Origin of the sequence: Devosia alba (assembly GCF_039938915.1) — a bacterium.
In the GTDB taxonomy this organism is placed as follows: domain Bacteria; phylum Pseudomonadota; class Alphaproteobacteria; order Rhizobiales; family Devosiaceae; genus Devosia; species Devosia alba.
In genome coordinates, this window is sequence record NZ_JBDUUI010000017.1 from 21,974 (window position 1) to 41,932 (window position 19,959).

Consider the following 19,959-nt stretch of genomic DNA (forward strand, 5'->3'; position numbering starts at 1 on the left):
GAACGGCAAAAGGCCGCCAGTGATGGCGGCCTTTTGGTTGTCGTGTCGCGGCGTCTAGCGGACGATCAGCGTACCGGCACCGAACTCGGTGAACAGCTCGACCAGCACCACATGGGGCTGCTTGCCATTGAGGATCACCACCCCCTCCACGCCATCTTCCAGCGCCGCAAGGCAGGTTTCCACCTTGGGGATCATGCCGCCCGAAATGGTGCCATCGGCAATGAGTTCCTTGGCTTCGCGCACGCTCAGCTCGGGGATCAGCGTGCCGTTCTTGTCGAGCACGCCGGGCACGTCCGTCAGGAACAGCAGGCGCTTGGCGCCGAGCGAGCCGGCAATGGCGCCGGCAAAGGTATCGGCGTTGATATTGTAGGTATTGCCGTCGCGGCCCGGGGCCACGGGCGCGATCACCGGAATCAGCTCGGAGCGGGCCAGCAGGTCGAGCAGGGTGCGATCAACCTCCACCGGCTCGCCGACATAGCCCAGATCGAGCGCCCGCTCGATATTGGAGCCCGGGTCCTTGACGGTCTTCTCGGCTTTTTTGGCAAACACCATATTGCCGTCCTTGCCACACAGGCCAATGGCCCATTCGCCCTCGGCATTGATCAGCGCGACGATTTCCTTGTTGATCGAGCCGGCCAGCACCATCTCGACCACTTCCATGGTCCGCTTGTCGGTGACGCGCAGCCCGCCTTCAAACTTGGACTCAATGCCCAGATTCTTCAGCATCAGCGCAATTTGCGGCCCACCACCATGCACCACGATCGGATTGACCTTGGACTGCTTGAGCAGGGCGATATCGCGGGCAAAGGCCTGACCCAGCTTGGGGTCACCCATGGCGTGGCCGCCATATTTGACCACCACGGTCTTTCCCTCATAGCGCTGCATATAGGGCAGCGCCTGCGCCAGAATGCCGGCATCGTGGCTAAACCGATCGGTCTCGGTGGCTGTATCGGACATATTCAGACCCAATCGGTTGGTCGCACGGCATTCAAAAGTCCGCACTGGGCATAGAGCATCGGGGCGGAAAGGAAAAGCCGCTTGTGTGGGTTAGCCACTGATCCAGATCGCCGCCTGGCACGTTCAAGGGTTTCCAGTTCGCGCGCCGGGCAAGGGCGGGGGACGGGTACCCAGGTGGAGGCAGTCTATACCCATGTCCATGATCCAAACGCCGTCTCAGGACATCGCCGATCTGATCTCGCGCTGTGCCCTGCGCGACCGGGCCGCGTTCCGCCTGCTCTATGAACGCACCAGTGCGAAACTCTTTGGTGTTACCCTGCGTATCTTGAAAGACCGTTCCGAGGCCGAAGAGGCGCTCCAGGAGGTGTTTGTGAAGATCTGGCAGCGCGCTGACCGTTACGTCGCCGGGACCACCAGCCCGATAAGCTGGCTGGTTGCCGTGGCGCGCAATCATTCTCTCGACATCCTGAGGGCGCGCCGACCGACCGCCGATGCGATCGATGTGGCGCTGGAGATTCCCGATGCCGGACCCTCGCCGGAGCGCGCGACGCAGAACAATCAGGAACGGGCGCAGATCGAAACCTGTCTTGGCACGCTCGAACCCGATCGGGCCGCCGCGGTGCGTGGGGCCTATCTCGATGGCTATAGCTACGAGGAACTGGCCGAGCGCCATACCGTGCCGCTCAACACCATGCGGACCTGGCTGCGCCGGAGTCTGCTCAAACTGAAAGATTGCCTGAGCTCATGAGCCCCAGCGATGACCACAGCGAAGACGGCGCAGCACGCAACGCCCTGGCGGCTGAATATGTGCTCGGCCTGCTCAGTACCGGCGAGCACGAGCGGATTGGCCGGCTGATCGAGGATGACCAGAGCCTGCGTGCCGAGCGCGACTTCTGGGTGTCGCGCTTTGCCGCGCTCAATGAAGAATATGAGGAGACCCCGGTGCCCGGCCATATCTATGCCGCCATCGAGGCCCGGGCCTTTGGCGATGTGGTCAAGGCGCGGCCGCTGCTCGGCTTCTGGGAGAATCTGATGGTGTGGCGCACGATTGCCGCTGGTGCCCTTGCCGTCGCCGTGGTCGCCGTCGGCTTCAACCTGATGCAGCCTGCCAATGATGTGTCGAGCCTCACCACCCAATTGGTGGCGGCGCTGGAAGAAGAGGGCAGCGCGGTCAAGTTCGTCGCGCTCTATGACGGCAGCGGCAATGTGCGGCTGACGGCGCTGTCCGGCGACGCGGTGCCAGACAAGGATTTCGAGCTCTGGGCCATCCAGGGCGGCAATGACCCGATCTCCATGGGCGTCATTCCGGTCAATGCCCGCAGCGCCGTCGCAATCAGCCCCGAGGTCATGGCCGGCTGGGGCGAAGGCTCGGTACTGGCCATTACGCTCGAACAGGCCGGCGGCTCGCCCGATGGCAATCCGCATGGCCCCGTCGTGGCCAAGGGCGCCGTTACGCAGATCTGACGCTGTTGGATCACGCCGAAACAAGAATAAATATCATCGCCAAAAGTACTGCTGTCACCCGCAAAGGGGTGGCGGCAGTTGTGCTGAGGCGTCTGAAATTAAAGCGATTTCAGCGTGCACAGGAAACTATTCAATTATTTTCCCATCAGCTGAAACAATCTGAAACTTAACTGGAGAGCGTCCCGTTCTTTCTCATGTCCCAGCCGAACAATGGGAACGAAACACAGGAAGGAACTACCCCATGAACTTTTCTCTTCGCGCACTCACCGTCGCCACCATGATCTCCGCCGCCGCTATCGGTGGCGCTATGGCCCAGGACAACCCAATGGTCGGCGGCGCTGCCATGATGGCCGACAAGAACATCGTTGAAAACGCCGTCAACTCGGCCGACCACACCACGCTGGTTGCCGCCGTGCAGGCTGCCGGCCTGGTCGAGACGCTGTCCGGCGAAGGCCCGTTCACCGTGCTGGCGCCCGTCAACGCAGCGTTTGACGCCCTGCCAGCTGGCACTGTCGACACCCTGCTCAAGCCAGAAAACAAGGATACGCTGGCCACCATTCTGGCCTGCCACGTGATCCCGGCCAAGGCCCTCTCCACCGACATCGTCGGCATGGTTGAAGCCGATGGCGGCGAGCACATCGTGGACACCGTTGGTGGCTGCAAGCTGACCCTGAAGTCGGAAAACGGCGGCGTCACGGTCACCGATGAGAACGGCACCGTTGCCAATGTGACCATCGCTGACGTGCTGCAGTCCAATGGCGTCATCCACGTGATCGATGCCGTGCTGACGCCAAAGTCGGCAATGTAACCAATCAGGGCGCCATGCCGAATGGCACCTTGAGAGAGGCGACGGGTTTGCCGCCTCTCACCACAAGTTGACGTGCCACTGACTTGCCCAAGAAATACAGTGCACGTCATTCGCCCCGCGCCGCCGCCCGCATTCCCTCCTGCGGTCACGGGTGCGGGGCATCGTCACCAAGGAGAACTGACATGACTGTCAATCGTCGCAATCTGCTGCTGGGTGGCACGGCCATCGCCGCCGTCGCGGCCTTTGCTGGTCTGCGCCCCACGGGCACCCTCCAGGCCGCCGAGGGCGACTTTCCGTTCCAGCTGACCGATGAGCAATGGCGCGCCAGGCTCGACCCGGCTGCCTATGACGTGCTGCGCCACGAAGCCACCGAGCGGCCGTTCAGCTCGCCCCTCGATAGCGAAAAGCGCGCGGGCACCTTTGTCTGCGCCGGCTGCGCCCAGCCGCTGTTCACCTCGGACACCAAATTTGACAGCGGCACCGGCTGGCCCAGCTTCTACACCTTCATCGATGGCGCCCTCGGCACCACCGTTGACACCTCCCTGTTCATGACGCGCACCGAAGTCCACTGCTCCAATTGCGGTGGCCATCAGGGCCATGTGTTCGAGGATGGTCCCCAGCCCACCGGCCTGCGCTATTGCATCAATGGTGTGGCGCTGAATTTCATCGCTGCCTGACGGAACGTTTCGCCTGCTAGCCTGTTGGACTCCGTAACCAAAGGAGCTATCCGATGAGCAAGTCCATTACCGAAAAAGTCGAGCACGACCTGGCAACGCTCGACAAGACCAGCGGTGGCGGTCAGCTTGGTGGTACCGAATTTGGCCAGGAGCCCGGCGAGGCCAAGGTCAAGCATCCCGGTGCCGACAACAAGGCGCGCCCCGGCAGCGATCCCAAATAGCCGATATTGTTTGCCCGGGCAGGCATTGCCTTGTCCCGGGCAAAGGGGTTTAAGGGGGCGGTCGTTCCACAGATTTGCCCCCCATGAAACTCACCATTATCCAGACCGGCGAGGTCCCCCTCGCCCTGCGCGCGACATTCGGCCCCTACCGCAAAATGTTCGAAACCATGTTCGACCAGACGGGGCAGGGCTTCAGCTACCAGACCATCAATATTGCCGATGGCGAGCCGTTTCCGCAACTCGACACGGTTGAGGGCATGGTCATCACCGGCTCGGCCGCTGGCGTTTACGACACCCTGCCCTGGCTCGATCCCCTGCGCGATTTCATCCGCAGGGGCTATGGGCAGCGCACGCCGATGCTGGGCGTCTGCTTCGGCCATCAGATCATGGCCGACGCGCTGGGTGGCGATGTGCGCAAGTCCGACAAGGGCTGGGGCCTGGGGCGGCACACCTATGCGGTGACCGAACGGCCCGGCTTCATGCAGCACGCGCCCGCCGCGCTGGCCGTGGCCTGTTCGCATCAGGACCAGGTGCTTACGCCGCCCGCCGATGCCACGGTGATCCTGGCCTCCGATTTCACCCCCAATGCCGGGCTTGCCTATGGCAATGGGGCCGCGCTCAGCTTCCAGCCCCATCCCGAATTCGACGATGACTATACCATCGCCCTGGCCGAGCTGCGGCGCGGCAAGGCGCCCGATGAGCTGGTGGACAAGGCCGTCGCCTCGGTCGCCACGCCTTCGCACAGCGCCGACATGGCCGGCTATATCGGCCAGTTTTTCAAGAACCGCTGATCGTGGCGGCGGCCAGCGCTGCTGCCGCCGGATTGCGCGAGGCTTGCGGCGCAATGCCCCAGGGCAATCGGCGGCCCGTCAACGCGCCATTAAGCATGAATTGCCATTGTAGCCCGAACTTCACCCTTTAGTTGTTCGGTGCCCATCTTGTTCAATTTCGGCAAACTCTCCATCACGCAGAAGCTCGTTCTCGCTTTTCTCGGATTTGGTGCACTGGTCGCCATCTTCGGCGGCATGGCAATCGCCCAGTTGCTGGCGCAGGACAATATGGTGGTCATCGTGCCGCTGGTCCTGGCTGGCGCTGCCGCCGCATCGGGGTGTCTGGCGGTATTCGTGCTGTTCCAGCGTGTCGTCTCGCGGCGGCTCAAGACGCTGGTCCGGCTCACCGGCGACCTTGCCGCCGGCACGACGGACGTCGACATTCCCGCCCAGAAGGCGAGCGACGAACTGACGGTGATGTTCGACGCCTTGCAGGGCTTTCGCGCCGCGCTGGTTGAACAGGCCGCGCTGGAGGCAAGCGAACGGCAGCGCGATGCGGAGGCGGGCCAGCGCCGGCAGGCGGCCGACAAGCTGACCGATGACCTGCAGGCCACGCTGCGCGCCGTCATGGCCGGTGACCTCGGCCGGCGGGTGGATGTGGCCTATCAGCAAGCCGAGCTCCGCCAGCTGGCCACCGAGGTCAATGCGCTGCTCGAGGCGGTCGATCTGGGCCTGACCAGCACCGGCCGGGTGCTATCGGCCCTGGCGCAGGCTGACCTGACGGCCCGCGTCGAGGGGGCGTTCACCGGCGCCTTTGCCGCCCTGCGCGACAACACCAATGCGGTGGCCGAGAAGCTGTCCAGCGTGGTGGCCGATCTGCGTGTTACCTCGCGGGCGCTCAAGACCGCGACCGGGGAGATCCTGATCGGCGCCAATGACCTGTCCGAGCGCACCACCCGCCAGGCGGCCACGGTGGAGCAGACTTCGGCGACCATTGAGCATCTGTCGGCCACTGTCGGGGCCAATGCCGGCCGCGCCCGCGAGGCCAATCAGGCCGTGTCGGCCGCCTCGCTGATTGCGGTGGAAAGCGGCCAGGCCATGCAGACTGCCACGGCGGCCATGGCGGCCATATCGAGTTCTTCGGCCAAGATTTCCAGCATTATCGGGCTGATCGACGACATCGCCTTCCAGACCAATCTCCTGGCGCTGAATGCGTCGGTCGAAGCGGCGCGCGCCGGCGATGCCGGCAAGGGCTTTGCCGTGGTGGCGGTGGAAGTGCGGCGCCTGGCACAATCGGCTGCGAGCGCCTCCTCCGACATCAAGCAATTGATCGACGTTTCGGCCGGCGAGGTGGCCGGTGGCACCAAGCTGGTCGCCGATATTGCCGAACGCATCGTCGCGCTCAATGACTCGGTGACCCAGAGCGCCACGCTGATCGGGGAGATCGCCAGCGCCAGCCAAAGCCAGGCATCGGCGATCGAGGAGGTGTCCATCGCCGTGCGGCAGATGGATGAAATCACCCAGCACAATGCCGCGCTGGTGGAACAGACCAATGCGGCCATTGAGCAGACCGAGGCGCAGGCGGCCCAACTGGACCGTATCGTTGACGTCTTTACCATCGCCGAGGGAACGGGCGGCGCGGGTCACCGCCGGGCGGCCTGAGCGGCCCGGGAGCTTTCCCATTCACGATGACGCGCTGCGATAACGCCCTTCCCGCCACGGGGAAGGGCGGCGCAGGAGCGCGTCCGCCAGGGGTGAAGCGGCCTAGTTTTCCAGCAGCATGGCAATTTCGGTGCGCAGCTCCCGCAACCCATCGCCCTTGACCGACGAGGTCAGGATGACATGGGGATGCGCGGCGGGGCGCTTGGCAATGGCCGCCTTGGTCGCGGCAATCACCTGGTCGAGCTCTTCCTTGCCCGGCTTGTCCGCCTTGGTCAGCACGATCTGATAGCTGACGGCCGAATTGTCGAGCTCGTCCATCACCGTCAGATCGGTGTCCTTGGGGCCGTGGCGGCCATCGATCAGCACATAGACCCGGCGCAGCGTGGCGCGACCCACCAGATAGCGGTGAATCAGCTTGGTCCACTGCCGCACCTTGTCCTGCGGCGCCTTGGCATAGCCATAGCCGGGCATGTCGACGATGCGCAGGTTCTCGCTCTGGCTCTCAAAGATGTTGAGCTCCTGGGTGCGGCCCGGCGTATTGGAGGTGCGCGCCAGCCCCGAGGTGCCGCACAGCGCGTTGATCAGACTCGACTTGCCGACATTGGAGCGTCCGGCAAAGGAGATTTCCACGCGGTCCATCTCGGGCAGATCGGCAATGCTGACGCAGCCTTTGACGAACAGGAAGGGCCGCGCAAACAGCAGCCGGCCGCGTTCGATCATGTCGGGGGCGTAATCGATAGTGCTCATGGTGCTGCTGCCTTCAAACAATTTGCCCGCCGGAGGGTCCGGCGGGCATGTAGCATGGTTGATCGGTTGTGGCGATCAGGACTTGGTCGGTTCGTCCGCCGCCGGCTTGCGCTTGAACGAGCTCAGGATATTGCCAAGCAGATCCACATCGACGCCGTGGCGCTTCATGATGAAATATTGCTGGGTCACTGACAGCGTATTGTTCCAGGCCCAGTAGATCACCAGACCGGCGGGGAAGGTGCCCAGCATGAAGGTGAAGATCACCGGCATCCAGTTGAAGATCATCGCCTGGGTCGGATCTGGTGGCGGCGGGTTCAGCTTCATCTGCACCCACATGGTGATGCCCATGATCACCGGCCAGATACCCAGATGCAGGAAGCCGCCAATGAACGGCATGACGGTCGGATCCCATGGAATCAGGCCGAACAGCGTGAAGATATTGGTTGGATCGGGCGCCGCCAGATCCTGAATCCAGCCGAAGAACGGCGCATGGCGCATGTCGAGGCTGATGAAAATGACGGTATAGAGCGCGAAGAACACCGGGATCTGGATCAGCACGGGCCAACAGCCGGACAGCGGATTGATCTTCTCTGTCTTGTAGAGCTCCATCATCGCCTGCTGCTGGGCCGGGCGATCGTCCTTGAAGCGCTCCTGGATCGACTTCATCTCCGGCTGCACCCGGCGCATCGCGGCCATCGAGGCATAGGAGCGGCTGGCCAGCGGGAAGAACAGCGCCTTGACGATCACGGTCACCGCCATCACGGCGAGGCCGAAATTGCCGATAATGCCGTTGAGGAAGGTCAGCGCATAATACATCGGCTTGGTGATAAAGCTGAGCCAGCCCCAGTCGATCAGCAGGTCGATGCGGTCAAAGCCGTATTCCTGCTGATAGCGATTGATGACGGCTTCTTCCTTGGCGCCGGCGAACAGATAGCTCTGGTGGGTTGCCGTGGCGCCGGGGGCGACCACTACCGGCGTGGTTTCCACAAAACTGGTCTGGTAGTCGTCATACGACCCGGTATTTTTCCAGGAGAACAGCGCGTTGATGGTTTCGCCGGGCTCCGGCAGCACCGCCGTGGCCCAGTACTTGTCCGAGAAACCCAGCCAGCCCGTGGTGTTGTCGAGCCTGACCTGCTGCTCATTCTGCAGATCGCTGTACTTCTTGGAGATCATGTTGTTGGAGCCCAGCACGCCGTGCGGGCCCTCATGCTGGATGAAGAAGTTGGCGACCTTGGGCGTGCCGTGGCGGGCGACGCGGGCATAGGGGAACAGCGAGACTTCGCCGCTGGTCGTGTTCTCGACCGATTGGGTGACGGTGAACAGATAGAACTCATCAACCGCAAAGGTGCGGCGGAAGATCAGGCCCTCGCCATTGTCCCAGCGCAGGGTGACCGGCGTGGTTGCGCTCAGGGCTGTGGCATTGCCCTCAACCGCCCACACGCTCTGGCCATCGGGCACGGCAATATCGGCGCCGGCGCCGGGGACAAAGCCCTGTTCGGCAAAATAGGCACCGGGCGCGCCAGCGGGCGTCAGCAGGGTGATGATCGGGGAATCCGGATCGACCGTTTCACGATATTGCTTGAGCTCAAGATCATCGAGCCGCGCGCCGGTCAGGTTGATCGAGCCGTGCAGGTCCGGGGTGTCAATGGTGACGCGCTCGCTGGCGGCAATGGCTTCAGCGCGGTCGGCATAGAATACCTTGCCATCGGGGCCAACCGTCCCCGGCGTGCCGGCGGCGACTGGGGTTGCTGCCGGAGTCGCCAGCGCCGCTTCGCTCTGGGCCTGCTCGGTGGCAATCTGCGCCTGCTGCTGCGCCCGTTCCAATTGCGGGCCGGCAATGAAGAACTGCCAGCCAAACAGCACGATCATGCTGAGGATGATGGCCAGGATCACATTGCGATTGTCGGTCATTGTTTTGGTTTCCGTGGGCCGCGGCCGGAAGAATTGCGCTGATCGGTCGATCGGGGGGCGTGCACACGCACGATCAAGTCACCCAGATCGGCAACCAGCTTGGCAAAGGGTTCGCTCAGCGCTTCGCGCCGACCCACCAGCACATAGTCGTGGGCAGGTAAAAAGTCACGCGCACATGCTGTCACAGCGGCGCGCAAACGTCGTTTTATGCGATTGCGTTCAGGAGAGTTGCCCGTCTTCTTGGTGACGGTAAACCCGATACCCGGTTCTGCCATGGGCGCGGCAACAACCTGTAGCCCAAATGCAGAGCGCCCGGCGCGATTGCCCCGGGCAGCCCGTTGAAACTGCGAGCGCCTGGTCAGCCGACGCAGGGCGTCAGGCGTTGGCGCCGTGGCCGTCATCCGGCCAGACGACCTTAGGCCGTGAGCTTCTTGCGGCCGTCGCGACGGCGCTTGTTGATGATGGCGCGACCGTCCTTGGTAGCCATGCGCGCACGGAAACCATGGCGGCGGGCACGCACGAGCTGAGACGGCTGATAAGTACGCTTCATGAAATCAAACCGCGCTGGGCGCAGTTCCTCTTGATTGCTGCTCTGGAGCAAGAATATCGGACACACATGGAGCGCGGGGCGCCCACGGTGCGGGTTGGTGGCGTCTATAGGGAAAACTCGACCCCAAGTCAACGCGCCACGCGCTAGTTCATGGCATGTCTTGCCCCGTTGTTTTCCCGGGCGGATCGCCGCATAAGTCCCCTTGTAGCTCTTATGCCGTTGGCGGTCATGGCGGAACTTCTCAAAACCGATCTCTGCATCATTGGTGCTGGTGCGCTCGGCATTTCCCTGGCGATCAAGGCCCGGGCCCGCGACCGCCGCGTGGTCCTGGTGCAGCGCGATGGCGATGAACCCGGCGACGCGGCGCGCGGACAGGTGCTGCGGGCTGCCTTCATGGCCAGCGCCGCGCGGGCCCAGGCCATGCGCAGTGCCGACGGTCTGGGCCTGAGGAATGTTGATCCAAAGCCCAGTTTCCGTGCCATCGCCGAGCGCGCCGCCGCCATTGCCGATTCTGTCGCGCCGCACGCCTCGCCCGAGCGCCTGACCGCGCTGGGCATCACGCTGCTCACCACACCCGCCGCGTTTGCCGATCGGCAGAGCCTGCGCGTCGGCAGCACCCTGGTTCGCGCCCGCCAGTTCGTGCTGGCCACCGGCAGCCGCCCGGCGCTGCCCGCGCTGCCGGGGCTTGATCAGGTGTCCTATTTTACCCCCGACACCATCCTGGCCAATATGCGCAAGCTCAGCCACTTGCTGGTGCTGGGCGGCGACGCCACGGCGCTGGAACTGGCCCAGGCCTATCGCCAGCTGGGGTGCGACGTGACCCTGGTGCCGCAGGGCCCGCTGCTGCCCGGCTTTGATCCCGAGCTGGTGGACATCGTGCTGCGTGCCCTGCGCGAAGAGGGGGTCAATATCATTGCCGGGGCCAGTGTCACCGCCGTGCTGCCGCGGGCCCAGGGCACGGGTGTTGCCCTTGCCCATGCCGATGGCAGTCTGGCGACACTGGACGTCTCCCACATTCTGGTGGCGCTCGGTCGCGTGCCCGATCTTGATCCGGCCCTGCTCGAGGCCGCCCGCCTCAAGCGCCAGCCCCTGCACCCCGAGCGCCTGCTGGTGAGCCCGGAGGGCCAGACGTCAAGCGAGCTGATCACCGCCATCGGCGGCGCCGCCGGGGTCTTTGAGGCGCAACACGCCCTGCGCCAGGCCGACATTGCACTGGCCCGTGCCAGCGGCCAGGCCAGCGCCCGCATTGCCCCGCTCCGTATTCCCCGCAGCGTCAACACCACGCCGCCCCTGGCCCAGATCGGCCTGCACGACGACGGGTCGCCCTTGCGCGCCGGTTCCCTGGTGCTGCGCGCCAATGCCAGCGAAACCGACGCCGCCCGCGCCACCGGCAATCTGGGGGGCAGCGCCAAACTGATCGTCGCCGAAAACGGCGCCATTCTGGGTGGCGCCGTGCTGGGCAGTGGCGCCGGCGAGGTGGCAGCCATGCTGGCCCTGGCGCTTGATCGGGGCATCGGCGCCGCCGACCTGGCCGATATGCTGCTGCCGCCCGCCAGCCCCGCCGCCCTGCTGGTCGATATCGGGCGGCAGTTCACTGCCCAGCAGCGTCCCTCGCGCTGGGCCCTCCGGCGTGCTGCACTGCGGCGCCTGCTCCCCTGAAATGCGCGGCTACGGGGCTTACGCAGGCTTGCGCTTCGCTTATAGTGGTCGGCAATGACAACCAGAAGCAGCGCTTTGCCCGGCCGGTTCTCCGGCCTCTCGATCAAGCTGATCGCCACCATCAGTGCGGTGATCCTGCTGGTCGAAATCGTGGTCTATTTGCCCTCGCTGGCCAATTTTCGGGCCAGTTGGCTTGATGATCGCCTGCGCGTCGGTGTGGTCGGGGCGCGGGTGCTTGATGCCGTGCCCGATGTCATGGCCCTGCCACGCAGCCTGACCGACCGCCTGCTGACCTCGGCGGGGGCCTATGCCATCGTCTATCGCCGCGACGGCCAGAGCCAGCTGATCGAACTGGCCGATCCGGTCACCCCCGAACTCGTCGTCACCGCCGATATGCGCCAGCGCGACCTGCCCAGCCTGATCATGGGGGCCATCGACACCCTGCTGGCCGGCCCCGGTCGCACCCTGCGCATTATCGGGCCCGGCGATCTCGACCAGACCATGGTCGAACTGCTGATGCCCGAACGGCCCTTGCGCCAGGACATGCTCGATTATTCCGGTCAGGTGGTGTTCATCTCGCTGGCGCTGGCCCTGCTGACCGCCCTGACCCTCTATCTGCTGGCCAGCTACCTGTTCATTCACCCGGTGCGGCGGCTGACCGAAAACATGCTGGCCTTCCGCCAGGCGCCCGAAAACGGCAGCCTGATCATCGCTCCCTCGGCGCGCCGCGACGAAATCGGCATTGCCGAGCGCGAACTGGCGGCCATGGAAACCGATATTTTCACCCTGCTGCGGCAGCGCCGCCATCTGGCCGACCTGGGTCTGGCCGTGGCCAAGATCAACCACGATCTGCGCAACACCCTGACCTCGGCGCAACTGCTCTCCGATCAGGTGGCAACGCTGGATGATCCCAAGGTGCAGCGCCTGGCGCCGCGCCTGGTGACCACGCTCGATCGCGCCATCGGCTTTGCCCAGTCGGTGCTCGATTATGGGCGGGAAACCGCGCTGCCGCCGGTGCTGGCACCCACCCGCCTGCGGCCATTGGTGGATGAGGCGGCCTTTGATGCCCGCCTGTCTGCCCATCCCCGCATCACCTTCACCAATGCAACGCCCGACACGCTGCTGCTCAATATCGACAGTGGCCAGATGGGCCGCGTGCTGCTCAACCTTCTCAAGAACGCCCGCGAAGCCCTTGAGGCCGCCGGCACCAAGATCGAGGCCCCTGAGGTTTCGTTCACCGCCGTGCCCGGCACCCAGGGCATCACCCTGTCGGTTTCCGACAATGGTCCTGGCCTGGCGCCGCGGGCCCGCGACAAGCTGTTTGTGGCCTTTGAAGGCTCGGCCCGGGCCGGCGGCACCGGCCTGGGCCTGGCCATCGCCCGCGAGATCGTGGAGGCCCATGGCGGCCAGATCAGCCTAGTCGATCAGCCGGTCGGAACCCGCTTTGATCTGGTCCTGCCGAACGCCTTGCTGGTGAAAAACCAGAGCACGTAGAAAAACCGTCCTCGACGCTTGCCAAGCCGGAAACGCCCCTGTATGGGTTGCCCCGCTTCAGGCAGTCAGGCGTCCTCGCCGCTTCCTGAAATTGCCGTTTCGACATGAAACGGCCGTGCGCGCCCTTAGCTCAGCTGGATAGAGCACCAGACTACGAATCTGGGGGTCAGGAGTTCGAATCTCTTAGGGCGCGCCATTCTTGTATAAAACTGCGAACACCATTCGCTGAAAAAGTTCCCTCGTCTATCGAGCGGTGCAAGCTGTGCGTGCTCCCCACAATTATGATCCGCTTGTCCCCAACAACGACCCGGCCGACCACGCTTCTCAGGTAATTGCGCCGCAGGATGGGCTCGCCATTGCGCAGCTTGTCCTTGAGAGCCTGTGAGAAGGCTTTTACCTTTTCCGGGTGGAGCAGAGCTACCGGAGCAGCCTGCGCTTCAGCTCGTAGGATCGTCCCCTCGACCTTGGCTTTCTGGGCCCGCAGTTCCTGTATCCGGGCGGAGAGGCCCTCATCGATCCCAAGGTCGCCTGTTTCGGCGAGTCGGTAGAGGTTGTTGATCGCAGTATCGAGCTTATTACGCTCAGTCCTCATGGTGGCCAGACGAGCGTCAACGCTACCGGCAAACTCCGTCCGGCGAGCGATCAGCTTCTCGAGCAAAACATGGATGCGCTTGGGCGGAAGAATACGATCTTCGACGGCGTCGAGCACTATGCTGTCTAAGTGGGGCATTGCCACCCGGTTGCCCTTACAGACGCTGGCCCCTTTTTGGGCCCGGGCGGCGCAGGCATAGTAGGTGTAGACCTTCCCGCTCTTGGAGGTGCCCGTGCTCATGGTCATGCCGCCCCCACAATGTTCACAAGTGGCAAGCCCGGTGAGCAGCACCGGGCCTGTTACCACGCGCGGTGGTGTTACCTTGGGATTGTGATCCACCAACCTTTGCTGTACCGCGTCGAACTGGATTTGTTCGATGATGGCCGGAACCTTAAATTCGATGATTTCGTCTTTGGAACTCTGTAAGCCTTGGGCAGAGTTGCGGATCGAATAATGGCCGCGCCCGACATAGACAGTGTTGGTCAACAGATTGTGGAGCGGGCCGACACCGAAATGGCATCCCATGCGGGTCTGGTAGCCCCGCTGGTTGAGCCAGGCCGCTATTGATGTAACACCCAGAGGCGGAGTGCTACTAGCAGGATCGCCCTTGAGATAAAGATCAAAAATCAGCCTGACGATTTCCGCCTCTACCTCATCTATAGCCAGCACTTTTTTGACCTTGGATCCCCGCTGCTCCGCGGCAACCGCCTTGTAGCCCAGCGGCGGCCTAGAGCCATTCCAAAAGCCCTGCTGAGCATTCTCGCGCATGGCACGCGTGACATTCTTGGCGTTTTCAACTGAGGTGTGCTGGTCAAACAAGGCCACGATCTGGCGAACCAACTGCTGGGTAGGATCGGTACCAGAAGGCTGAGTAGCCGAAATTAGATCGACACCTGCTTTCTGTAGGCGCTTGGCTGCCATCTCCATGCCGATTAAGTCGCGATAGAGACGGCTATAGGAGTGGACGATAATCGCGTCGAACGGCCGTTCGGCACTGCAAGCCAGATCCAGCATGCGGTTGAGTTCAGTGCGGGCCGGGTTGGTACCGGACGCACCGGCGTCTACGAAGATGGTCGCCATCAGCCAACCGCGGCTTTGGCAGAAAAGTTCGATCTGATGCTGCTGGCTGGGCAACGACACATCCCCGTCCGCTTGGCGCACCGTGCTGACCCGCAGGTAGGCGGCAACTCTCATCGGCTTTGCGGCGGTCAGTTCGGCTTGTATGGCGCTTCCAAGCTTCAAGAGGTCCATCGTTCTTACTCACACATGCTGGTCTGGATTATTACCGTCGCGCAGGTAGGCGAAAATTCAAACGTCAGGCTCGCTGCCTCCACAGGTTTGGAGGAGTTGGTTGAGCCATTCCCAGCCAATAAGCAGCTCTAGCGCGGCGAGCTCTGCATCTGACACCGCCAAATCCGCAACTAGATCATTAATGATCTGAACTTCGTCGCAAGGCTTCCTATCGGAGGTCAGGGCGGGGTCAGATCGAGTTAAACAGGCCTGCCGTCTAGACATGGTCGAACGCCGCCTCGGCGAAGCGCTCCAGCGTGATATGAGTTCTTGGTGCAACATCTGCTGAAGGAGCCATGCGCCAGCGATCCCAATCGGAGCGCTGCAGGTAGTCCAAGGTTGATTTCTTGGTGTTCTTCCTCGCCATCCTGCGGCTGAGCTTGACCAGGCGTTCCCCTTCCTCGGAAATAAGACCAAGTGAAGACACATCCGTCTCGATGGCATCGACACTTGCCCCATCAACGAAGAGGTGGGTTAGGGCGCGAGCCCGGCTTGCCGTCACATAGGCAAGATGGCGATCGAAATTCGCATCGGTAAGCACCAACGCGTGCTCGACGGTAACACCTTGCGTGCCGAACGCGCTCCAGCCGTAGTCCCAGCCAATCTGGGCATTGCCGTTTTCGTCTGCCACCTCTGCAAGAGCGAAGCTGACCCGGCGGTCATCCACCATGGCGGTTACGCGCGTGTCGAGCAAAGTCAGGCCTGGCACCACCTCGAGCACCGTGCCCACTGTGCCATTGATAGTGCCAAGCGCCTTGTTTTTAGCCAGAAAACGGATGCCGTCTCCAGGCGACAAAGAGACGGGCGCAATTTCGGAATTGGGCAGGCGGCCTCTAAAAGTTATCTCCGTCCGCCCAAGCTCGCCCCTGATGCGGCGGTCATGCCGCACGGCCTGAGAGATCATCCGCAACTGGTCATTGGTGCGGGCGATCAGAAGCGGCGTTTCACCGGCATCTGTCAACTCGCGCCACCTTCCCACCAGGGCCTCAATGGCATTCGGGAGGTCGGCGCCAAAATGCACATGCTTGCGCCGAACCAGTTCGGTCAGCGCCTTGAGTGCGTCTCCCTTTCCCAGATCAATCACGACCTGCCTGAGCCAATTCTCTCGCTGCCGTACGATGGTCTCGATGCGACTGACCTCGACCGAGCGGGCAACAAGTCCGAGTCCGGGACCCGCTGCAATTGGCTGGATCTGGTTGCGGTCTCCCACGAGAACCAGCTTTGATCCTGAAGTCTTCACGATCTCAAGCAGCCGCAGCATGTCGCGGGCACCGAGAAGGCCGGCCTCGTCAATGATAAGGACCGTCTTTTCGTCGAAGACAGCCTTGCCGTGCTCCAACAGAGCCAGCCAGTCCGCCGTGGCCCGCGACTCTATGCCAAGGTCTTTTCCAAGAGCACCCGCGATCTTCCAGGCTGTTGCCGCTCCAATCACCCGAAAGCCCGCAGCCTGATAAGCATCAACGATCGGGCGCAGTGCGGTGGTCTTGCCCGAACCCGGCGCGCCCTCAACCAGGGCGACGCGAGCGCCGCCGGTAACCGCCAGAGCGGCGCGGGTTTGTTCCTCACTTAGCTTGTTCTGCGCGCAAAGCGCAGCGACGACGTCTGGATCGAGGGCAAAGCCTTTCTCCTGCTGCAGGTGCCCCGCCAAGGCGACGACCGCAAGCTCAGTTTCGATCATCTCCGGGGTGGTGAGCAGCGGGAAGCCGAGCCCGTCGGTGCCGATAGCGACCAACTGCTGACTTCTCATGAGATCGGAAAAAGCCTGTACGACACGTTCAGGAGGAAGTCCCGTGCCCACGAGAGCCGCGTTGAGAGCGCGGATCACCTCGATATGGTTGAGAACCGCTTCGTTTTCGGTCAGCTCTTCGGAAAGTGTGGCAAGCCTTTCGAGATATAGCGCTTCGCTTTCTTGCCGGCTTATGGGCTGAAATGCTTCGCGTGCCGCCGCGAGCAGACCCCTGAAGTCGAAATCGTTGCGCACCGCTGCGGCCGCCCAGGTGGCCAGACGCTCGGCGAGCGTAGTGGCAACCTTCTTGTTGCGCGAATTTGCGGTCTCCTTAGCTGCCAGGGCAGGGTTCTGAGCGCTGGTGACGCCAAGAGCCTCAAGCCGGCGTTCGATTTCCTGCCGACGACCAGAGAAGTATTGGATGACCTTTTGTGGGATGCCGGCGAGTTCGAAGATGCCGTTTTTGCCAACCCGGTCGATGCTGAATTGCCTGCTGAGAAGACCTGCTGCCAGAGCGGCATGGAACACAGCTCCAGCCAGCATTTTTGCGTTGCGTAGCAGAACGCTCTGGATGGCGCCGATGGTCCCGTCGGCGCGCTTGGCAATATTGAGAATGATGCAGTGGATATGCGGGTCTGGGTCGCCGAACACACTGCCGTCTGCATGGACCGAGGGGCGGGCGTCATCATGAAGAAACAGCGCCGCCGTAAAGCTGATGGGTTCAAGGACTTTGCCGGCCTTTCCGCGCCTTGCCCAGCCAGCCACTTTTTCGACCGCCGCAAGGCTCTTGCGCGCTGCAGCCAGCAAAAGGCTAAGCAACTCCTTGCGCTCCTCGTCATCAGCCATCGCATAAATCAGCGCAAATGACTTTGGCACAGAGAAGGTCAGGTCGTAGGCCGACTGACGATCAAGAACGCGACCACCTTTGTTGGAGAGCAGTGATGTGCCGTCCGCGGCCATGGCAGCGTAGAGCCGTTCAAGAAGTTTGAAGTCGACTGGCGAGCCGTCTTTTATCCCGAACGAGCCGCCTGGTGCGTACCATTCGGCATCCTGGATGCCATTGTCGTAATAGGTTCGTGCCTGGCGAAAATAAGCAACTGGAGCTGCCTTGAGGCTGAGTGTGGCGACCAAAGTGAACCTCGCTTGCAAAAGGAGGCTTCCCAATTATTGGACTGCAGCGAGAGCGAAGGGGAAATTGCCCTAGAACCAAACTCTGCTCAGAGCGCGGACCCTGCCAAAACTGCTGATGATCTGCGGTTATGGTCTCGTCGCCGAAACACTGACTTCTGGCGAAGAAGGGCAATTTCCCCTTCGCTTGGCGAGGCTTGTGGCAGCATTTTTGAGCGCAATTTAGCGCAAGGAAACCTTGCCATGCTGTCCTGCCTCGAAATCGATCTTATGAACACGACCATTCTTTCCACCGGCAACAAGGGTGGGGTCGGGAAGACCACCACTGCTCAGGGGATCATCGAATATCTAATGGCCGGCGAGGTACCGGTTCACATCGCGCAGATCGACCGGCAGGCGCGGCTGGCACAGCTCAACAATTGTGAAGTGCTTACCATCGCTTCCGATCCGGATGCTGCGCGCGTCGAGCCTGCGCTCGAGATGGCGCGTTTCGGTCCCTTGATGGACTTGCTCGATGCCACCGTCGGCAAGGGCACCACGGTGATCGACCTCGGTGCCAATGAAGTCGACCGCTTTTCTGCCTGGGCGCGGCTTTGCGAGCTTGATGAAGAGCTTGTCGGAGCGGGGCGCACGACGCTGATCTTCAACGTGTTCAACGCGGAGGAGCAGAGCATCATCGAAGCGGCCAAGAGCGCGGAGATGATGAGCAGTGCGTTGCCCTCTGCGCAGATCGTCTATGTCGAGAACCAGCGGTTCAGCCGGGTAAAGGACTTGAACCCGGGGAGCGCTGCCCTTTCTACCTATCAGCGGCTGATCGAGCCTGCTCTGAAAACGGCGCCCTCCATCTGCATTCCGCGCATCTCGGGCAACAGCTACCAGTGGTTCGAGCAGCAGCGGATTAGTTTCGGCCGCGTCGCGCTGATGGACACGCACGAAATCATGGCGGTGACGGGCCTCGGCAAGGCGGACGCAAAAATCGCTCGTGGCGATATCGCCCACTGGATGGGGAACGTGTTTGGTCAGCTCGATACCATCCTGGGTCATGGAGTTCGCGCCGATGACCGGATTTAATAAGGACGTGATCGCCAAAGTCGCAAGGGATGGAGAAATCGCTCGGGCGAAGAAAGCCCGCGAAATCGCATTGGAGTTGCGGCGGGTTGACAAGATCGATCAGGATCATGTCAATTCTCTGAGCAACCTCGAAGGGCAGTTGCCGGTCTTTCTGGAGACTTTGCGGTATGGACGCCTTGAGCGATGGTACCTCAAAATGTTGCGCCACCATGGAGTAATTTCGATGGTGTTAGTCGGTCGCGCCTGCCTCATAGGTGCAAGTGCCGTTGTGGCGGCTATGCTTGCCGCAGACGTCGCAGGGTGGCTGCGGTGAGGCGCTACCAATTCTTGGCGGGCACCATAACCTTCTTTGTGGGCATCTATTTTGCCTTCAAATTCGCTCCGCCCGCGGCGGCTGTCTTTGGCGCGCGTGATGTCTATATTTTTTGGGGCTGGGATCGGATCAATTCGGGACTGGCAGAATGCGCGACGACTGCTTTTCCACCAACCTGCCTGTTTGACTTGGCCAGGCTCACCGCGAGCGTTCCCGGTTTACTCGTGCGTTTGGCCATCTGCTGTTCAGGATCGGTTCTGGCCGTAGTCTGTTTTCGGTTGTTGCGTGGTCGCGGGGAGGATGAACCGCAAGAGATTGAATGAAGAGCGTCACCTGATCTTTGACGGACGCATCAGTTTGGTGCTTCATGGACCTAGCCGGAATCGACGTAGACGATGTCGATGGTCGAAAAGGGTTTACACTGATCGGCGTCGGAGAAATTCCAGGATCAGTTCTCCAGTGAACTCGCCGGCCGAGCAGCATGCATCACGCTCTCGATCGGTGAGCGCAGAGCTATGATAGTTAATGTCGGAATCCAGTCTACCCATGATCTCAGGCTGGCGATTGGCTAGCACGATCTTGAGCGCCGCGGCTATTCTGACCTGCTCTCGCGAAAAACCTGGTTTCAATGGGTCTTCTGCCTGCAACTGGCCTGGACCAATATTTGCTCGGGTGCATGTCACCGCAAGCGCAACAAGAGATTCCACCAGACGCGGATATTGCTCATCACGAAATTTGCGGTGGGATAGAACATCCAGGATCGCTAGCCGGTCGTTACTTTTTTGGATCGTTGAAAACAGTCGTGCTGCTGCAAGTTTACCGTCATGTAGAGCATATCCATGATCCGAAATGAACTGGGCCAGATGTTCGCCATCAGCACCCATGGCACAGATTCAGGGTTGAGCTTTAAGGAGTGTAT

General features: G+C 62.1%; 20 protein-coding genes and 1 tRNA gene. 13 read left to right on the plus strand and 8 right to left on the minus strand.

The genetic code is table 11. The features are described from left to right. Positions 1-54 precede the first annotated feature (54 nt). Entirely contained in the window at positions 55-957 is a 903-nt protein-coding gene (gene argB, locus ABFY71_RS17195; RefSeq protein WP_305579828.1) for an acetylglutamate kinase, read from the minus strand. Positions 958-1,150: 193 nt separating this feature from the next. Here argB and ABFY71_RS17200 point away from each other — a divergent pair, with 193 nt between their 5' ends. From ABFY71_RS17200 to ABFY71_RS17230, 7 genes are all read left to right on the plus strand, one after another. Then, on the plus strand, positions 1,151-1,705 hold the full coding sequence (locus ABFY71_RS17200) for a sigma-70 family RNA polymerase sigma factor (protein ID WP_347947135.1): 555 nt from the start codon (positions 1,151-1,153) through the stop codon (positions 1,703-1,705). After that, positions 1,702-2,421 (plus strand): anti-sigma factor, encoded by a 720-nt coding sequence (locus tag ABFY71_RS17205; RefSeq protein WP_347947136.1) that lies wholly within the window; start codon positions 1,702-1,704, stop codon positions 2,419-2,421. Before ABFY71_RS17200 ends, ABFY71_RS17205 begins: the two co-directional genes overlap by 4 nt. 277 nt (positions 2,422-2,698) lie before the next feature. Next, positions 2,699-3,229: a fasciclin domain-containing protein gene (locus tag ABFY71_RS17210; protein ID WP_347947150.1), complete on the plus strand. Its 531-nt coding sequence runs from the start codon at positions 2,699-2,701 to the stop codon at positions 3,227-3,229. Positions 3,230-3,411: 182 nt separating this feature from the next. Beyond that, the gene (msrB, locus tag ABFY71_RS17215; RefSeq protein ID WP_305581478.1) at positions 3,412-3,906 is read left to right on the plus strand and encodes a peptide-methionine (R)-S-oxide reductase MsrB; all 495 of its coding nucleotides are present in this window, start codon (positions 3,412-3,414) and stop codon (positions 3,904-3,906) included. A gap of 53 nt (positions 3,907-3,959) precedes the next feature. Continuing rightward, positions 3,960-4,127, plus strand: a complete 168-nt coding sequence (locus ABFY71_RS17220) for a hypothetical protein (RefSeq protein WP_347947137.1) — start codon at positions 3,960-3,962, stop codon at positions 4,125-4,127. 83 nt (positions 4,128-4,210) lie between these two features. Beyond that, the gene (locus tag ABFY71_RS17225; protein WP_347947138.1) at positions 4,211-4,918 is read left to right on the plus strand and encodes a type 1 glutamine amidotransferase; all 708 of its coding nucleotides are present in this window, start codon (positions 4,211-4,213) and stop codon (positions 4,916-4,918) included. Between the two features lie 147 nt (positions 4,919-5,065). After that, complete coding sequence (locus tag ABFY71_RS17230) at positions 5,066-6,559, plus strand: methyl-accepting chemotaxis protein (protein WP_347947139.1); 1,494 nt, start codon at positions 5,066-5,068, stop codon at positions 6,557-6,559. 102 nt (positions 6,560-6,661) lie between these two features. On the opposite strand, the gene yihA is transcribed toward ABFY71_RS17230, so the two are convergent. From yihA to rpmH, 4 genes are all read right to left on the minus strand, one after another. Further along, complete coding sequence (yihA, locus tag ABFY71_RS17235; protein ID WP_347947140.1) at positions 6,662-7,306, minus strand: ribosome biogenesis GTP-binding protein YihA/YsxC; 645 nt, start codon at positions 7,304-7,306, stop codon at positions 6,662-6,664. Positions 7,307-7,381: 75 nt separating this feature from the next. After that, positions 7,382-9,217, minus strand: coding sequence for a membrane protein insertase YidC (yidC, locus tag ABFY71_RS17240; RefSeq protein WP_347947141.1), 1,836 nt, complete (start codon positions 9,215-9,217; stop codon positions 7,382-7,384). Continuing rightward, positions 9,214-9,618 (minus strand): ribonuclease P protein component, encoded by a 405-nt coding sequence (gene rnpA / locus ABFY71_RS17245; RefSeq protein ID WP_305581489.1) that lies wholly within the window; start codon positions 9,616-9,618, stop codon positions 9,214-9,216. Before rnpA ends, yidC begins: the two co-directional genes overlap by 4 nt. Before the next feature lie 14 nt (positions 9,619-9,632). Further along, on the minus strand, positions 9,633-9,767 hold the full coding sequence (gene rpmH, locus ABFY71_RS17250) for a 50S ribosomal protein L34 (protein ID WP_046136922.1): 135 nt from the start codon (positions 9,765-9,767) through the stop codon (positions 9,633-9,635). A 228-nt stretch (positions 9,768-9,995) separates the two neighbouring features. Between rpmH and ABFY71_RS17255 the strand changes: the two genes are divergently transcribed. From ABFY71_RS17255 to ABFY71_RS17265, 3 genes are all read left to right on the plus strand, one after another. Beyond that, positions 9,996-11,426, plus strand: coding sequence for an FAD-dependent oxidoreductase (locus ABFY71_RS17255; protein ID WP_347947142.1), 1,431 nt, complete (start codon positions 9,996-9,998; stop codon positions 11,424-11,426). A gap of 54 nt (positions 11,427-11,480) precedes the next feature. Further along, a complete protein-coding gene (locus tag ABFY71_RS17260; protein ID WP_347947143.1) occupies positions 11,481-12,920 on the plus strand; it encodes an ATP-binding protein in 1,440 nt (479 codons plus the stop codon). 119 nt (positions 12,921-13,039) lie between these two features. Next, a tRNA-Arg gene (locus tag ABFY71_RS17265) sits at positions 13,040-13,116 on the plus strand. On the opposite strand, the gene ABFY71_RS17270 is transcribed toward ABFY71_RS17265, so the two are convergent. After that, positions 13,087-14,763 (minus strand): recombinase family protein, encoded by a 1,677-nt coding sequence (locus ABFY71_RS17270; protein ID WP_347947144.1) that lies wholly within the window; start codon positions 14,761-14,763, stop codon positions 13,087-13,089. The two genes, ABFY71_RS17265 and ABFY71_RS17270, sit on opposite strands and share 30 nt — an antisense overlap. 256 nt (positions 14,764-15,019) lie before the next feature. After that, positions 15,020-17,659: a MobF family relaxase gene (gene mobF, locus ABFY71_RS17275; RefSeq protein ID WP_347947145.1), complete on the minus strand. Its 2,640-nt coding sequence runs from the start codon at positions 17,657-17,659 to the stop codon at positions 15,020-15,022. A gap of 240 nt (positions 17,660-17,899) precedes the next feature. Here mobF and ABFY71_RS17280 point away from each other — a divergent pair, with 240 nt between their 5' ends. Genes ABFY71_RS17280 through ABFY71_RS17290 form a run of 3 tightly spaced genes read left to right on the plus strand, consistent with a single transcriptional unit; the run spans position 17,900 to position 19,363 of the window. After that, on the plus strand, positions 17,900-18,727 hold the full coding sequence (locus ABFY71_RS17280) for a P-loop NTPase family protein (protein ID WP_347947146.1): 828 nt from the start codon (positions 17,900-17,902) through the stop codon (positions 18,725-18,727). Next, the gene (locus tag ABFY71_RS17285) at positions 18,714-19,040 is read left to right on the plus strand and encodes a hypothetical protein (RefSeq protein WP_347947147.1); all 327 of its coding nucleotides are present in this window, start codon (positions 18,714-18,716) and stop codon (positions 19,038-19,040) included. Before ABFY71_RS17280 ends, ABFY71_RS17285 begins: the two co-directional genes overlap by 14 nt. Positions 19,041-19,054: 14 nt before the next feature. Next, entirely contained in the window at positions 19,055-19,363 is a 309-nt protein-coding gene (locus tag ABFY71_RS17290; protein ID WP_347947148.1) for a hypothetical protein, read from the plus strand. Between the two features lie 93 nt (positions 19,364-19,456). Here the strand turns inward: ABFY71_RS17290 and ABFY71_RS17295 are convergent, their stop codons facing one another. Beyond that, complete coding sequence (locus tag ABFY71_RS17295) at positions 19,457-19,924, minus strand: hypothetical protein (protein ID WP_347947149.1); 468 nt, start codon at positions 19,922-19,924, stop codon at positions 19,457-19,459. Positions 19,925-19,959 lie beyond the last annotated feature (35 nt).

Excerpts from the sequence above, each read along its gene's own strand:
- ABFY71_RS17295 (WP_347947149.1), bottom strand. The coding sequence starts at position 19,924 with ATGGGTGCTGATGGCGAACATCTGGCCCAGTTCATTTCGGATCATGGA.
- yihA (WP_347947140.1), bottom strand. The coding sequence starts at position 7,306 with ATGAGCACTATCGATTACGCCCCCGACATGATCGAACGCGGCCGGCTG.
- rnpA (WP_305581489.1), bottom strand. The coding sequence starts at position 9,618 with ATGACGGCCACGGCGCCAACGCCTGACGCCCTGCGTCGGCTGACCAGG.
- ABFY71_RS17260 (WP_347947143.1), top strand. The coding sequence starts at position 11,481 with ATGACAACCAGAAGCAGCGCTTTGCCCGGCCGGTTCTCCGGCCTCTCG.
- rpmH (WP_046136922.1), bottom strand. The coding sequence starts at position 9,767 with ATGAAGCGTACTTATCAGCCGTCTCAGCTCGTGCGTGCCCGCCGCCAT.
- ABFY71_RS17285 (WP_347947147.1), top strand. The coding sequence starts at position 18,714 with ATGACCGGATTTAATAAGGACGTGATCGCCAAAGTCGCAAGGGATGGA.
- ABFY71_RS17255 (WP_347947142.1), top strand. The coding sequence starts at position 9,996 with ATGGCGGAACTTCTCAAAACCGATCTCTGCATCATTGGTGCTGGTGCG.
- ABFY71_RS17220 (WP_347947137.1), top strand. The coding sequence starts at position 3,960 with ATGAGCAAGTCCATTACCGAAAAAGTCGAGCACGACCTGGCAACGCTC.
- yidC (WP_347947141.1), bottom strand. The coding sequence starts at position 9,217 with ATGACCGACAATCGCAATGTGATCCTGGCCATCATCCTCAGCATGATC.
- ABFY71_RS17205 (WP_347947136.1), top strand. The coding sequence starts at position 1,702 with ATGAGCCCCAGCGATGACCACAGCGAAGACGGCGCAGCACGCAACGCC.
- msrB (WP_305581478.1), top strand. The coding sequence starts at position 3,412 with ATGACTGTCAATCGTCGCAATCTGCTGCTGGGTGGCACGGCCATCGCC.
- argB (WP_305579828.1), bottom strand. The coding sequence starts at position 957 with ATGTCCGATACAGCCACCGAGACCGATCGGTTTAGCCACGATGCCGGC.
- ABFY71_RS17210 (WP_347947150.1), top strand. The coding sequence starts at position 2,699 with ATGATCTCCGCCGCCGCTATCGGTGGCGCTATGGCCCAGGACAACCCA.
- ABFY71_RS17225 (WP_347947138.1), top strand. The coding sequence starts at position 4,211 with ATGAAACTCACCATTATCCAGACCGGCGAGGTCCCCCTCGCCCTGCGC.
- ABFY71_RS17200 (WP_347947135.1), top strand. The coding sequence starts at position 1,151 with ATGTCCATGATCCAAACGCCGTCTCAGGACATCGCCGATCTGATCTCG.
- ABFY71_RS17270 (WP_347947144.1), bottom strand. The coding sequence starts at position 14,763 with ATGGACCTCTTGAAGCTTGGAAGCGCCATACAAGCCGAACTGACCGCC.
- ABFY71_RS17280 (WP_347947146.1), top strand. The coding sequence starts at position 17,900 with ATGCTGTCCTGCCTCGAAATCGATCTTATGAACACGACCATTCTTTCC.